The organism is Acinetobacter sp. IK31, assembly GCF_035615195.1.
Classification (GTDB): Bacteria; Pseudomonadota; Gammaproteobacteria; order Pseudomonadales; family Moraxellaceae; genus Acinetobacter; species Acinetobacter calcoaceticus_C.
This window is the reverse complement of the sequence record NZ_JANBOB010000008.1, coordinates 1-15,026: the sequence shown is the minus strand read 5'-3', so window position 1 is coordinate 15,026 and position 15,026 is coordinate 1. Positions and strand designations below refer to the sequence as shown.

The 15,026-nt window shown below is 41.5% G+C and carries 12 protein-coding genes and 1 tRNA gene; 1 reads left to right on the top strand and 12 read right to left on the bottom strand.

Annotated features, from left to right (window positions below; all coding sequences use genetic code 11):
* Window positions 1-53: 53 nt before the first annotated feature.
* Window positions 54-932 (bottom strand): alpha/beta fold hydrolase, encoded by an 879-nt coding sequence (locus MSG66_RS04830; RefSeq protein ID WP_133975719.1) that lies wholly within the window; start codon window positions 930-932, stop codon window positions 54-56.
* Between the two features lie 117 nt (window positions 933-1,049).
* Here MSG66_RS04830 and MSG66_RS04825 point away from each other — a divergent pair, with 117 nt between their 5' ends.
* Window positions 1,050-1,535, top strand: coding sequence for a DUF4442 domain-containing protein (locus MSG66_RS04825; protein WP_133975721.1), 486 nt, complete (start codon window positions 1,050-1,052; stop codon window positions 1,533-1,535).
* A 45-nt stretch (window positions 1,536-1,580) separates the two neighbouring features.
* Here MSG66_RS04825 and MSG66_RS04820 read toward each other — a convergent pair whose 3' ends face one another.
* The 11 genes from MSG66_RS04820 to MSG66_RS04770 form a co-directional block, all read right to left on the bottom strand.
* Entirely contained in the window at window positions 1,581-1,937 is a 357-nt protein-coding gene (locus tag MSG66_RS04820; protein ID WP_016139475.1) for a hypothetical protein, read from the bottom strand.
* 214 nt (window positions 1,938-2,151) lie between these two features.
* The gene (locus tag MSG66_RS04815) at window positions 2,152-2,517 is read right to left on the bottom strand and encodes a hypothetical protein (protein WP_042894427.1); all 366 of its coding nucleotides are present in this window, start codon (window positions 2,515-2,517) and stop codon (window positions 2,152-2,154) included.
* 170 nt (window positions 2,518-2,687) lie between these two features.
* Window positions 2,688-6,881: a DNA-directed RNA polymerase subunit beta' gene (gene rpoC, locus MSG66_RS04810; protein ID WP_042894425.1), complete on the bottom strand. Its 4,194-nt coding sequence runs from the start codon at window positions 6,879-6,881 to the stop codon at window positions 2,688-2,690.
* A gap of 86 nt (window positions 6,882-6,967) precedes the next feature.
* A complete protein-coding gene (gene rpoB / locus MSG66_RS04805; protein WP_324652666.1) occupies window positions 6,968-11,056 on the bottom strand; it encodes a DNA-directed RNA polymerase subunit beta in 4,089 nt (1,362 codons plus the stop codon).
* A gap of 305 nt (window positions 11,057-11,361) precedes the next feature.
* Complete coding sequence (rplL, locus tag MSG66_RS04800) at window positions 11,362-11,727, bottom strand: 50S ribosomal protein L7/L12 (RefSeq protein WP_003654503.1); 366 nt, start codon at window positions 11,725-11,727, stop codon at window positions 11,362-11,364.
* Between the two features lie 48 nt (window positions 11,728-11,775).
* Window positions 11,776-12,282, bottom strand: coding sequence for a 50S ribosomal protein L10 (rplJ, locus tag MSG66_RS04795; protein WP_005037259.1), 507 nt, complete (start codon window positions 12,280-12,282; stop codon window positions 11,776-11,778).
* A 315-nt stretch (window positions 12,283-12,597) separates the two neighbouring features.
* Window positions 12,598-13,293, bottom strand: a complete 696-nt coding sequence (rplA, locus tag MSG66_RS04790) for a 50S ribosomal protein L1 (RefSeq protein WP_042894413.1) — start codon at window positions 13,291-13,293, stop codon at window positions 12,598-12,600.
* Between the two features lie 3 nt (window positions 13,294-13,296).
* Window positions 13,297-13,725 carry a 50S ribosomal protein L11 gene (rplK, locus tag MSG66_RS04785; RefSeq protein ID WP_016139481.1) on the bottom strand — a complete coding sequence of 143 codons (429 nt, stop codon included), beginning with the start codon at window positions 13,723-13,725 and terminating at the stop codon, window positions 13,297-13,299.
* Window positions 13,726-13,834: 109 nt separating this feature from the next.
* Window positions 13,835-14,368: a transcription termination/antitermination protein NusG gene (nusG, locus tag MSG66_RS04780; RefSeq protein WP_003654499.1), complete on the bottom strand. Its 534-nt coding sequence runs from the start codon at window positions 14,366-14,368 to the stop codon at window positions 13,835-13,837.
* A gap of 7 nt (window positions 14,369-14,375) precedes the next feature.
* The gene (secE, locus tag MSG66_RS04775; protein WP_004640737.1) at window positions 14,376-14,816 is read right to left on the bottom strand and encodes a preprotein translocase subunit SecE; all 441 of its coding nucleotides are present in this window, start codon (window positions 14,814-14,816) and stop codon (window positions 14,376-14,378) included.
* 75 nt (window positions 14,817-14,891) lie between these two features.
* Window positions 14,892-14,967, bottom strand: a tRNA-Trp gene (locus MSG66_RS04770).
* Window positions 14,968-15,026: the final 59 nt, after the last annotated feature.

Below are 15,026 nucleotides of genomic sequence, written 5' to 3'. Positions count from 1 at the left end.
CTATGAAGCCGAAAATATCGCCGAATTAACTGTTTTATGCAGTCACTCAATCATTAAGCTTGAGCCTTAATAAACTGACGAATATGATCTGCAATTTTCGCAGGCTCACTCAGAATTGCCCAGTGATTTGCTTCAAGCTCTACATATTCAAATTTTTCTACCCACTTTGGCATAGCCTCAGTGATATATTCAGGGCTCACAAAAGTATCATATTTTAAAATAACCGCTTTAACTGGACACTGCGCATAACGTTGACGTGGGCCAGTTAAACGAGGAATAAAATTGGCACGATATAAATTAATGCCATATTTACCATCTGCATTAATATTATTATTTAAAGGTAAATTACTTTTTCTCTCCAGCTTAGTCAGAACTTTCCCCCATTTTTCAGGACTAAAAAGAGACCACACTGTTGGTGCTAGTAATGGAAGATGGAATGCACCGATATACCAAGATTTGGTTAATATTTTTAAGATTTGACCTGGTGAAGATTTAAATTTATCACGCAAGAACAAGGCTGCATGATCAAGACATGGTCCAGAAATTGTTGTATATGACAATAAACGCCCTTTAAATTTAGGCTCTGTTGCCGACTCCCAAGACTGGATAGAACCCCAATCGTGCGCAGCCATATGAAATTGACGATTTGGCAATAACTCATCAACGATTTCTTGTAAATCTAAAGATAAGCGCTCTAAACGGTAATCACGTATACGTTTTGGTATAGATGACAAGCCCGCCCCACGTACATCATAGGTGACAAGGTAAAAGTCATTGATTAAATGCTCAATGATTGATTCCCATACTTCTTGATTGTCAGGATAACCATGTACTAAAACCAACGGTGTATTTTTTTCGTCGCCCCATGTTTTGGCACAAAGCGTTTGTTGGTCACTTGTTGTTACTGTATGAACTTTTGGCTGCATAATCATTTCCTATCTTGTTTTTCAATCGATCATGTCGTTAGTCGGATAGAGCATTGCCATCAATATAAAAAAGATGATACTTATCTAGTATGAATACTGTTTCAATAAAAAAAATTGACTATTATGGCTATTTTAAGAAGACTTCAGAACAATCCTACGATTTCAAAATTTCTATTTAATCACTACCCTCCTTATCGAGGAGCAGGGATTTATATTGAAATCATGAATTTAGAACTTTGTCATGTACGAGTAAAAATGCCTCTGACTTGGAAAAACCAAAATTTGGTTGGAACGCATTTCGGGGGCAGTATTTATTCAATGGTTGATCCATTTTATATGATGATTCTGCTGCATCATCTCGGATCAAAATATATTGTTTGGGATAAAGCTGCTGAAATTAATTTTCTTTCCCCTGGTCGAAGCACTGTGCATGCAGATATTCGAGTCGACTTGGCTGAAATTGAGCAAATTCGTGAACTTGCCGACAACTACGAACCTGTTTTAAGAACTTATCATTTAAACATTTTTGATGAATCTGGGGTAAGAATTGCTGAAGTTAAAAAAACGCTTTATATCAGACGTAAAAAAGCAAAACCTTTCCCCCAATAAAAATAAGCGCTAAAAAGCGCTTATTTTTATTCAATCGATACGGTGTTATCTTTTTTCTTCAATTGCTGCACCAGCACCACCGCCAATCGCACCGCCAATTGCAGCACCAGAGTCACCACCCAATATTGCTTTACCTACCACAGAGCCGATCCCAGCTCCAATCGCGCTCTTAGTCGTGGTTTGCTTACTACCGCCTTGGGTATTTGAACCAACACCAGCACCTACTGCTGCACCTAAGCCTGCTCCAACACCACCACCTACATGGTTACCCAAGCCGCCACCTAATGCCCCACCCGCTGCTGCTGCACCAATACGCTGGTCAGATGGACTCATATTTTGACAACCCGTAAACATAAGTGTAGACAACATTAAAGCAGAAACTAATCCAATTGTTTTTTTCATGACCATACTCACTATTATCTGTTCTAATAAAAAGAATAATCCTCTTTTATGAGGAATTTGGTCAGATTGTGTTATTCATCTGTCCTAATCGATTGATATTTTGTAAAGCTCTTCTATTTATGATGATCAAGAAAATTTTTAATTATAAAAAATAAAAAAAGAAGCCTCTAATAAGATAAAGACTTCTAAGTTTTAAACATTATTAAGGGTACTTTTAGTACTTCCCTTTCTTCTCTTCATAAGCTGCGCCTGCACTACCACCAAGTGCTCCACCTGTAGCAGCACCAGTGTCGCCACCAATGATTGCTCCACCTAATACCGCACCGACACCAGCGCCAATTGCACTATTACGGACGGTTTTACTACTAGATCCTTTTGCATTAGCCGCAACACCTGCACCAAGTGCCGCTCCTAAACCTGCACCAATATTACCGCCTACATGTTTCCCTACTGCACCACCTGCACCGCCACCGATCGCAGCTGAACCAATACGTTTACTTTCTGGGCTTGCATTCTGGCAACCAACAAACAAAGTTGTTGACATGAGGCCAACACTAACAATCATCATCATTTTTTTCATTAGATTTACTCCAGTCTTCATAAACATGTAGCCTAATATGTTTTTGTGAAGGGTTTATCCCGCTTAAGTAATGAAATAATGGCTCTTTAATATATTTATGTAATTACCACTTTTAATTGTTATAAATAAAAAAGGCACCCTGAGGTGCCTTTTTTAGTGCCAATCTAAACTTAGAACTGTTCTGAGTTTAATGCTTGGCTGAATGCTTGGTCTACTTCGCTGAAGTCATTGTGAAGCTCATGTTCAGCAGCTTCTGCTTCTTGACGACGACGTTCTAGGTGGTATGCAAGACCAGTACCAGCTGGAATCAAGCGACCCACTACAACGTTTTCTTTCAAGCCACGTAAATCATCTTCTTTACCTGTTACAGCCGCTTCAGTTAACACACGAGTTGTTTCCTGGAACGATGCAGCAGAGATGAACGAGTCAGTAGAAAGCGATGCTTTAGTAATACCCATCAATAGACGTTCGAACTTCGCAGGGAACTTGTTCTGAGCCAAGACAGCTTGGTTCTCTTGAACAACGCGGATGTAATCCACTTGCTCGCCTTTGATGAAGCTTGTATCGCCGCCATCGGTGATATCAACTTTACGCAACATTTGACGTACGATAACTTCAATGTGTTTGTCGTTGATTTTTACGCCTTGGAGACGGTATACGTCTTGAACTTCGTTCACGATGTAGTTCGTTAATGCAACTTCACCTTTCAAACGTAAGATGTCATGCGGGTTTTGTGGACCATCAGAAACAGTTTCACCACGGTTCACATGCTCGCCTTCGAACACGTTGATTTGACGCCATTTTGGAATCAATTCTTCGTAGATCTCAGAACCATCATCAGGGCTAATTACCAGACGGTTTTTACCCTTAGTCTCTTTACCGAAGCTTACAACACCTGAAACTTCAGCAAGAATTGCATGTTCTTTCGGTTTACGTGCTTCGAATAAGTCAGCTACACGCGGAAGACCACCGGTAATATCACGAGTACGTGATGTTTCTTGTGGTACACGACCAATAACGTCACCCACACCAATCGTTTCGCCATCGCGAACAGTTACGATTGTGTTTTGTGGCAAGAAGTAGAACTGTTCGCCGCCATCTGTTGTATCCAACACGATTGCAGGACGTAAATCTTTACCAGAAGCAGGACGAGCCGTTACAGGTAAGATTTCAACGGTAGTCATACCAGTTGCATCATCAGTTTTTGATGTTGCAGTTACACCATCAGCGATTTGACTGAAACGTGCTTTACCAGCAACTTCTGTAACGAGTGGATGTGTATGCGGATCCCAAGTCGCCACAATACCGCCAGCTTCTACAGATTCACCATCTTTCAACAAGATGCTTGCACCGTAAGGAAGTTTATAGCGTTCGCGTTCACGACCTAAATCATCGGCAATACCAATTTCACCTGAACGAGAAACTGAAACCAAGTGACCTTTTGCATGTTGTACAGTTTTCACGTTATGGAAACGTACAGTACCTTTGTTACGTACTTGAACACTGTTTGCAGCAGAAGTTCGGCTCGCAGCACCACCAACGTGGAACGTACGCATCGTTAACTGTGTACCTGGTTCACCAATAGACTGTGCTGCCATTACACCTACTGATTCACCTGGGTTAACCAAGTGACCACGTGCAAGGTCACGGCCATAACATCTAGCACATACACCAAAAGCAGATTCACAAGCAATTACTGAACGTACTTTGACTTCATCCACACCAGCTTCTTCAAGATGAGCTGCGATTTTTTCGTCAATTAAAGTACCACGAGGTAATACAACTTCATCATCAGACGCACGACGAACATCTTCAGCCGTTACACGACCTAATACACGGTCACGTAATGGTTCGATTACATCGCCACCTTGAATGAATGGAGTCATTACCAAACCACCCGCTGTACCACAGTCAGGTTCGGTAATTACCAAATCTTGCGCTACGTCTACAAGACGACGTGTCAAGTAACCAGAGTTCGCAGTTTTTAATGCTGTATCGGCCAAACCTTTACGCGCACCGTGTGTTGAAATGAAGTACTGAAGTACTGTCAAACCTTCACGGAAGTTCGCTTTAATTGGCGTTTCGATAATCGAACCGTCTGGTTTTGCCATCAAGCCACGCATACCAGCAAGCTGACGAATCTGTGCCGCACTACCACGGGCACCAGAGTCAGACATCATATAGATGCTGTTGAATGATTTTTGCTTCTCGTCTTCACCTTGTTTGTTTTTCACAACGGTATAAGACAAGTTATCCATCATTGCTTTAGCAACTTGGTCGTTTGTACGCGCCCAGATATCGACAACTTTATTATAACGCTCACCAGCAGTTACGAAACCTTGTTCGAACTGTTGTTCGATTTCACGAACTTCTGTTTCTGCTTTGTCAATAATTGAGTATTTAGTAGGTGGAATTAACATATCTTCCATACCTACAGATACACCTGAGCGAGTCGCTTGACGGAAGCCCAAGTACATTAACTGGTCAGCAAAGATAACTGTATCTTTCAAACCAAGTTTACGGTAGCAAGAGTTGATTAACTTCGAGATATTCTTTTTAGTCATCTCAAGGTTGATCATGTCAAAGCTTAAGCCTTGTGGAACAACTTCCCAAAGCAGACAGCGACCTGGTGTTGTTTCAACAATAATAGTTCCGTGTTCACGTTCACCATCTTCATTGATAACAGTTTGATGTACACGTACTTTAACACGAGCATGAATCGCAACTTGACCAGTTGCAAGTGCACGGTTTACTTCGTGAGTATCAGCAAACACCATGCCTTCGCCTTTAGCATTTACTGCATCACGTGTGATGTAGTAAAGACCCAAGACAACGTCCTGAGAAGGAACGATAATCGGCTCACCATTTGCAGGTGACAAGATGTTGTTTGTTGACATCATCAATGCACGAGCTTCTAACTGTGCTTCAAGTGTCAATGGAACGTGTACCGCCATTTGGTCACCGTCGAAGTCGGCGTTAAACGCAGCACAAACGAGTGGGTGAAGACGGATTGCCTTACCTTCAATAAGAATAGGTTCAAATGCTTGAAGACCTAAACGGTGAAGTGTTGGCGCACGGTTCAACATTACTGGATGTTGACGAATTACAGAAGCAAGAACGTCCCAAACCTCTGGAGTCTCACGCTCAACCATTTTCTTCGCAGCTTTAATGGTTGTTGCCTGACCTGAAGCTTGTAGTTTAGCGAAAATGAATGGCTTGAATAATTCAAGTGCCATTTTCTTCGGAAGACCACATTGGTGAAGGCGTAAAGTAGGACCTACAGTAATTACCGAACGACCAGAATAGTCAACACGCTTACCAAGTAAGTTCTGACGGAAACGACCTTGTTTACCTTTGATCATATCTGCCAAAGATTTTAATGGGCGTTTGTTAGAACCAGTAATTGCACGACCACGACGACCGTTATCAAGCAATGCATCTACAGACTCTTGTAACATACGTTTTTCGTTACGTACGATGATGTCTGGTGCAGCAAGATCAAGAAGACGCTTCAAACGGTTGTTACGGTTAATGACACGACGATATAAATCGTTCAAGTCAGAAGTCGCGAAACGACCACCTTCCAGTGGAACTAATGGACGTAAATCTGGTGGAAGTACAGGAAGTACATTCATCACCATCCATTCTGGCTTGTTGTTTGAATCGTTGAATGCTTCCATCAATTTCAAGCGTTTAGACGCTTTTTTCAACTTCGTTTCAGAAGTTGTTTGAGGAATTTCTTCACGTAAACGTGCGATTTCAGCTTCAAGATCGATATCTTTTAATAAATCCTGAATCGCTTCTGCACCCATTTTCGCAGTGAATTCATCACCGTGCTCTTCAAGTGCATTAAAGTATTCTTCGTCTGTTAAAAGTTGATACTTTTCAAACGGAGTCATACCTGGGTCAGTTACAACGTATGATTCGAAATACAATACACGTTCGATATCACGAAGCGTCATATCAAGTAATAAACCGATACGAGATGGTAACGATTTTAAGAACCAGATATGTGCAACTGGAGAAGCAAGTTCAATGTGACCCATACGTTCACGACGAACTTTCGCTGTAGTTACTTCAACGCCACATTTTTCACAAATGACGCCTTTGTATTTCATACGCTTGTATTTACCACACAAGCATTCGTAATCTTTTACTGGACCAAAAATTTTGGCACAGAACAAACCGTCACGTTCTGGTTTAAAAGTACGGTAGTTAATTGTCTCAGGTTTTTTAACTTCACCATGAGACCATGACTTAATCATTTCTGGTGACGCAAGACCAATACGGATACGGTCAAACTCAATTGGTGCATGACCATCTGAGTCCGTTTTCTTACGCATGATATCGAGCAAGTCTTTCAATTTTTTTCTCCGTGTGTCGGGAAGCAACGCTTACCCGACTGGGTCACAAATATTGTTTTTTCCTAAAAAATCGTGAGTCTTACGACTTAGTCACCATTTTTCAGTTCAATGTTGATACCTAAAGAACGGATCTCTTTGGTCAATACGTTGAACGATTCAGGCATACCCGGATCCATATAATGGTTACCATCTACAATATTCTTATAGATGCGTGTACGACCTTCAACGTCATCCGACTTAACAGTTAACATCTCTTGAAGTGTATATGCTGCGCCGTAAGCTTCGAGTGCCCAGACCTCCATCTCACCGAAACGCTGACCACCGAACTGTGCTTTACCACCAAGCGGTTGCTGTGTAACAAGTGAGTAAGAACCAGTTGAACGCGCATGCATTTTGTCATCAACCAAGTGGTTTAATTTGAGCATGTACATGTAACCTACAGTTACAGGACGATCAAACTGTTCACCCGTACGACCATCAAACAATACTGTTTGACCAGTACGTGAAATGTCAGCTAATTCAAGTAAGTCTTTAATTTGGCTTTCTTCAGCACCATCAAATACAGGAGTAGCTAAAGGCACACCAGCACGTAAGTTGCCAGAAAGAGCTAAGACTTCAGCATCAGTTAAGCTGTCAAGATCTTCTTGCTCGCCGCCGACTTTGTTATAAATCTTGTCTAAGAATTCGCGAAGTTCTAAAACTGTGCGCTGTTCTTTCAACATTTTTTCGATTTTATCACCAAGCCCTTTAGCCGCCATACCCAAGTGAGTCTCAAGAATCTGACCCACGTTCATACGAGATGGTACACCCAATGGGTTCAATACGATATCTACCGGTACACCGTTAGCATCGTGTGGCATGTCTTCAACAGGTAAAATGTTAGATACAACACCTTTGTTACCGTGACGACCAGCCATTTTATCACCAGGCTGAATGCGACGTTTAACTGCTAGGTAAACTTTAACAACTTTTAGAACACCTGTTGTTAACTCATCACCAGTCGAAAGCTTACGTTTCTTCTCTGCAAACTTCTCATCAATTTCTGCGCTCTTCTCTTTCAAGAACACTTGAATTTGAGATAAACGTTCAGCAATTGCTTCGTCTGTAGGTTGAATTTCAAGTAAGTCAACAAGTTCTAAACCAGATAGCATACTTTCAACGAGCTTATCGCCACGTTTAGTCGAACCACCGCCGTTAGACTCTTGGCCATTAAGCAAACGAATTACACGCTCACGAGCTGCTTCTTCAAAGATCTTGTATTCTTCTTTCAAGTCTTTACGGTAAGCATCAAGCTGTGCTTTTTCAATTGCCATCGCACGGTCATCTTTCTCTAAGCCATCACGAGTGAAGACTTGAACATCGATAACTGTACCTTTAGTACCAGATGGAACACGTAAAGATGAGTCTTTAACGTCAGCTGCTTTCTCACCAAAGATTGCACGAAGCAATTTTTCTTCTGGGGTTAACTGAGTTTCACCTTTAGGCGTTACTTTACCAACAAGGATGTCACCAGCAGTAACTTCCGCACCGATATAAACGATACCCGATTCATCAAGTTTAGAAAGTGCAGCTTCACCTACGTTAGGAATATCGGCAGTAATTTCTTCCGCACCTAACTTAGTATCACGCGCTACACATGATAATTCTTGAATATGAATAGAAGTTAAACGGTCTTCTTGAAGTACGCGTTCAGATAACAAGATCGAGTCTTCATAGTTGTAACCATTCCACGTCATGAACGCTACACGCATGTTTTGACCAAGCGCAAGCTCACCCATATCCGTTGACGGACCATCTGCCAAGATGTCACCGCGAGCAACTTTGTCGCCCAGATTCACGATAATATTTTGGTTGATACAAGTGTTTTGGTTAGAACGTGTATATTTAATGAGGTTGTAAATATCTACACCAGCCTCACCTGCAATCATTTCATCTTCGTTTACACGAATAACGATACGAGAAGCATCTACATATTCAATCGCACCACCACGGTTAGCGATCACACATACACCCGAGTCACGTGCAACGTTCGCTTCCATACCTGTACCTACAAGCGGTTTATCCGCACGTAGAGTAGGAACCGCCTGACGTTGCATGTTTGAACCCATCAATGCACGGTTCGCATCATCGTGTTCAAGGAATGGAATAAGCGATGCAGCTACAGATACAACCTGCTGTGCAGATACATCCATATGCGTCACTTTTTCAGGTGGCATACGTACAAAGTCGCCTTGGTGACGAACAGAAACAAAATCTTCTGTTAAGTTACCATCTTTATCTATCGCAGAATCGGCCTGTGCAATAACAGTACCTACTTCTTCAATAGCAGAAAGGTATTCAACAGCATCAGTTACTCGCCCATCTATCACTTTACGGTAAGGTGTTTCCAAGAAACCAAAGTCATTTGCTTTTGCATATACAGAAAGCGAGTTGATCAAACCAATGTTTGGACCTTCCGGCGTTTCAATTGGACATACACGACCATAGTGAGTTTGATGTACGTCACGTACTTCAAAGCCCGCACGTTCACGCGTTAAACCACCAGGCCCAAGCGCTGAAACACGACGTTTATGTGTAATCTCAGATAATGGGTTGTTTTGATCCATAAACTGAGACAATTGGCTTGAACCAAAGAATTCTTTGATTGCAGCTGCAACTGGTTTTGCGTTAATGAGATCTTGCGGAGATAAATTATCTGTTTCTGCTTGGCTTAAACGTTCTTTAACAGCACGTTCAACACGAACTAAACCAACACGGAATTGGTTTTCAGTCATTTCACCAACAGAACGTACACGACGGTTACCCAAGTGATCGATATCATCGACTTCACCTTTACCGTTACGGATTTCAACTAATGTACGTAATACATCGATGATATCTTCGTGCGATAAAATACCTTCTACTTCACGTGACTTCTGGTCAGTACCAACTTCGTATGGGCGGCCCAAACGACGGTTGAATTTCATACGACCTACTGGAGATAAGTCATAACGTTCAGAAGAGAAGAATAAGTTATTAAATAAGTTTTCAGCAGCTTCTTTTGTTGGTGGCTCGCCTGGACGCATTACTTTATAGATTTCAACTAATGCTTCTTCACGACCAGATGTTGTGTCAGCACGTAATGAGTCAGCAACAAATGAACCACGGTCAATATCGTTCGTAAACAAGATATTGAATTGTTTAACACCGCCTTCTGCAAGTTTCACCATAACTTCATGGCTTAACAATGTATTTGCAGCAATCACATCACCATTACGTAAAGTAATATCTTCGGCAGTGATACGTTCATACAGGTACTCATCAGGAACTGATAGCTTAGCTAAACCAGAAGCTTCCATTTGACGTACGTGACGTGCATTAATACGTTTACCTTGCTCAACAATGATTTTGCCATCATTGTCTGCAATATCAAATTGCGCCATTTCGCCACGCAGACGATCTGGAACGAGGTCAATTTGATAGCTACCCATATCAAGATATACAGGTACTTTTTCATAGAACAAATTCAAGATTTGTTCATTGTTATAACCCAATGCACGCAACACAACAGTTGCTAATAATTTACGACGACGGTCAATACGTACATAAACTAAATCTTTTGCATCAAATTCGAAATCTAACCATGAACCACGGTAAGGAATAATACGTGCAGAATAAAGTACTTTACCACTTGAATGTGTTTTGCCTTTATCGTGATCAAAGAACACACCAGGTGAACGGTGTAATTGAGATACGATTACACGCTCAGTACCATTGATCACAAAGGTACCATTGTCTGTCATGAGTGGCATTTCACCCATGTAGACTTCTTGTTCACGTACGTCTTTAATAGATTTAGTTTCGCGATCTTTAATGATCAAACGAATTTTTACGCGCATTGGTGCCGCATAAGTCGAACCACGTAAAATACATTCACGCACATCAAACTCAGGCTTACCAAGGCTATACTCAACAAATTCTAAAGCAGCATTGCCAGAATAACTTTCTATAGGGAAAACTGAACGAAATGCGGCTTGGAGACCGATATCTTCGCGGTTTTTTGGAGTTTTGCCACCTTGCAAGAACGTTCTATACGAATCGACCTGGATCGAAAGTAAGTACGGTGCTTCCATTACTTGGGGCAATTTACCAAAATTCTTACGGATCCGTTTCTTTTCGGTATATGAGTATGCCATCTGGAGTCCTCGGAAAGTAAACCAAGCCCGCCTGCAGAACGGGCTCAGAAGGAATTACACAGGCCGATATGGCCACCACTGTTTACAAATGCTGCAATTTTTAGTGGTATTAAAACGCTTAACAATATTTTTTAAAAAGAAAAATATTGGTAAACATTTGAAATTACTCTGATTATTCTAAAATGCGACAATTATTGTACAGAACAAACAAAAATCGAGCCGATTATTGTAACGCAAAAAGGCTGATGACCCAAGAGCCATCAGCCATTTTATGGAGCCGATTTAAAAACCGACTCCTTTTACAATTACTTAAGTGTAACTGTAGCACCAGCTTCTTCAAGTTTCTTCTTAAGTTCTTCGCCTTCTTCTTTAGAAATGCCTTCTTTAAGAACTTGTGGAGCACCTTCAACTAGGTCTTTAGCTTCTTTAAGACCAAGGCCAGTTGCTTCACGAACTGCTTTAATTACCGCTACTTTGTTAGCACCAAAAGAAGTCAACTCAACGTTGAATTCAGTTTGTTCTTCAGCAGCAGCAGCAGCAGGAGCAGCAGCTACAGCTACAGCAGCAGCAGATACGTTGAATTTTTCTTCAAAAGCAGAAATAAGTTCAACAAGTTCAAGAACAGTTTTTTCAGCAACTGCGTTTAGGATTTCTTCGTTTGTTAAAGCCATGAGATTAACTCCAAATGGGTATTGAATGGTGTGGAAGTAGATTTAAGCTTAAGCAGCTTCTGACTCGTTTTTCTCTTGAAGCGCTGTAAGTAAGCGACCCAATTTCGAAATAGGAGCTTGAAGAACAGATGCGAGCATAGTAAGCGCTTTTTCTTGGTTTGGAAGGTTTGCGATAACGCTAACTTCAGCACCTTGATAAAGTTTGCCGTCAAATGCAGCAGCTTTTAATTCAAATGCTTTGTTAGTTTTAGCAAATTCTTCAAACAAGCGTGCAGCTGCACCCATATCGTCTTCAGAAGTTGAGAATGCTAAGATTGTTGGGCCAACAAGGTTGTCATTCAAGATTGCAAATTGCGTATCTTGAAGAGCACGTTTAGCCAAAGTGTTACGCACAACGCGTGTAGCAACACCTAGTTTACGAGCTTCAACACGAAGAGCAGTTAATTGCTCAACAGTTAAACCTTGATAGTCAGCAACAACGGCAGCGAACGCTGTAGAAGCAGTTTGAGCCACTTCAGCAACGATCTGTTTTTTGCTTTCAATAAGAAGAGCCATTGTAAAACCTCCTAACGGTGATTTATGTACTCAAAAAAGTACACTCCCAATTCGCAAGTCAACAAGGATTTGACTTACACGCGGAGGAGGAATAAATCACACCACCGCGTCTACGCAGGCTGGGTTATTAAGAAGATATTCAAAAGAAGTCTCTTCGCCTGTGGTCTTTGACGCTGATAAATTTACATTTATCAATTCAAAGTCCGCCTGATGAGTGAGGAAACAAAGCATTACTTTGAATGAGTGTAAAAAATCTATGATTCTTTACACCCTGCCCTCAATCAGGACTTTAAAATTCTTGACCAAGTTTTAAACTTAGTTAGAAACGTTGCTTACATCAACAGTAAGACCAGGACCCATAGTTGAGCTCAAAGTGATCTTTTTGATGTATACACCTTTAGAAGTTGCAGGTTTTAACTTTTTCAAGTCAGCAACTAAGGTTTCAACGTTTTGACGGATAGCAGCAGCTTCAAAGCCTAACTGACCGATCGCAGCATGAATAATACCTGCTTTGTCTACACGGTAACGAGCCTGACCAGATTTAGCGTTTTTAACAGCATTCGCTACATCAGGAGTTACAGTACCAACTTTAGGGTTTGGCATTAAACCACGTGGACCAAGAATTGTACCGAGCTTACCAACAACACGCATAGCGTCAGGAGCAGCGATTACAACATCAAAGTTAAGGTTTCCACCTTGGATGCTTTCAGCAAGGTCTTCAAAACCTACGATGTCTGCACCAGCTTCTTTAGCAGCTTCTGCTTGCGCACCTTGAGCAAATACCGCTACACGTACAGTTTTACCAGTACCAGCAGGTAATGTAGTCGCACCACGAACAACCTGATCAGATTTACGCGGGTCTACACCAAGATTTACAGCTACATCTAAAGATTCTTTGAACTTCGCAGCAGGTAGGCTGTTAAGAACTTGCACCGCTTCTTCCAAAGTGTAAACTTTGTTTGCTTCAACAGCAGCAGCAATGGCTTTTTGACGTTTAGTTAACTTTGCCATGTCTTATAGCTCCACTTCCAAGCCCATAGAACGTGCAGAACCAGCGATGGTACGTACACGTGCGTCTAAATCAGCACCAGTTAAATCTGGTTCTTTAGTAGTCGCAATTTCTTCTAACTGAGCACGAGTCAACTTACCAACTTTAGTTTTGTTTGGTACAGCTGAACCTTTTTGAATACCAGCAGCTTTCTTAAGAAGAATAGAAGCTGGAGGAGTTTTCATGATGAATGTGAACGACTTGTCGTTGTACACAGTAATCACTACAGGAATTGGAAGACCTTGTTCAACTTTTTGTGTAGCAGCATTGAATTCTTTACAGAATGCCATGATGTTTACACCACGTTGACCTAATGCAGGACCAATTGGTGGAGATGGATTTGCTTTACCAGCTGGAACTTGCAGCTTGATATAGCCGTCAATCTTCTTAGCCATTTTAAAATACCTCTGGGTACAAACGCCGCTAGGCTCCCCAATGTTTACGCTACACTTTTATTACAACAACAATGCCCGATAAAATCGGGCGTTTTTCAACCAATTAAGATTAAATCGTTTTTTCGACTTGGCGAAATTCGAGTTCAACCTGAGTTGGTCGATTAAATACGTTAATCGTCAACGTTAAACGTGACTTCTCGTATTGAACTTCTTCCACAACACCTTTAAAGTCTGTGAATGGGCCGTCAATAACAAGTAATTCTTCGCCTGGCTCAAACATCGTCTTAGGACGTGGTGCTTCACCTGTATTACGTACACGCGCAAGAATCGCATCTGCTTCACGCTGAGTGATTGGTGCTGGCTTTTCAGGTGTACCACCGATAAAACCTAGAACCTTTGGACACTCTTTAACGATATGCCAAGTATCATCATTCATTTCCATTTCGACTAACACATAGCCAGGAAAGAATTTGCGCTCAGATTTACGTTTCTTACCATCCTTCATTTCTACCACTTCTTCGGTAGGAACAAGGACATCACCAAAGCTATCAGCAACAGCGCTACGCTGGATTCGTTCTGTAAGTGAACGTAACACTTGTTTTTCATAGCCAGAGTAGGCATGAATAATGTACCAACGTTTCATAGCTCTTTTACCCGATAATCAACTTAATTAACCAACCCAAACCATAGTCAAAACACCATAAAACTAATGATGCAACAACTACAACCAATAGAACCTGCCACGATGTAGTGACTGTTTCTTGTTTTGTTGGCCAAGTTACTCGACGCAATTCGACTCGTGCATCTTTTAGCAAACGAACGAAGCCTTTACCTTGATGGGTGGCGTATAATAAACCCAAAGCCACAACGATACAAGCAAAAATTGCCCCAACGCGCACCCAAATATTGTTTGCAGGCGCCCAATGCGCTGGTAAATACTGATTCGCCATAACAGCTAAAACCAATAATGCAATCGCAATCACCCATAGAACAATATCTAGAGGCGAACCAGAACGAACAACTTCAGCAGAATTATTTCTTTGAGGAATTGGCGCGTCGCTCAATGCGTCACGCGATTTATCATTCGACATTTTTGTACTCGTCGTAGAACTCGCGACTTATTATATGAACAACTAAGCCAGCATCAAGCTTTTTATTTCAAAATATGGCAGGTCAGGAGGGACTCGAACCCCCAACATTCGGTTTTGGAGACCGACGCTCTACCAATTGAACTACTGACCTATAATGCAGATTGAGAGCCAAAGCCCTCAATCTGAGACGTAATCCGTCACTATACTATG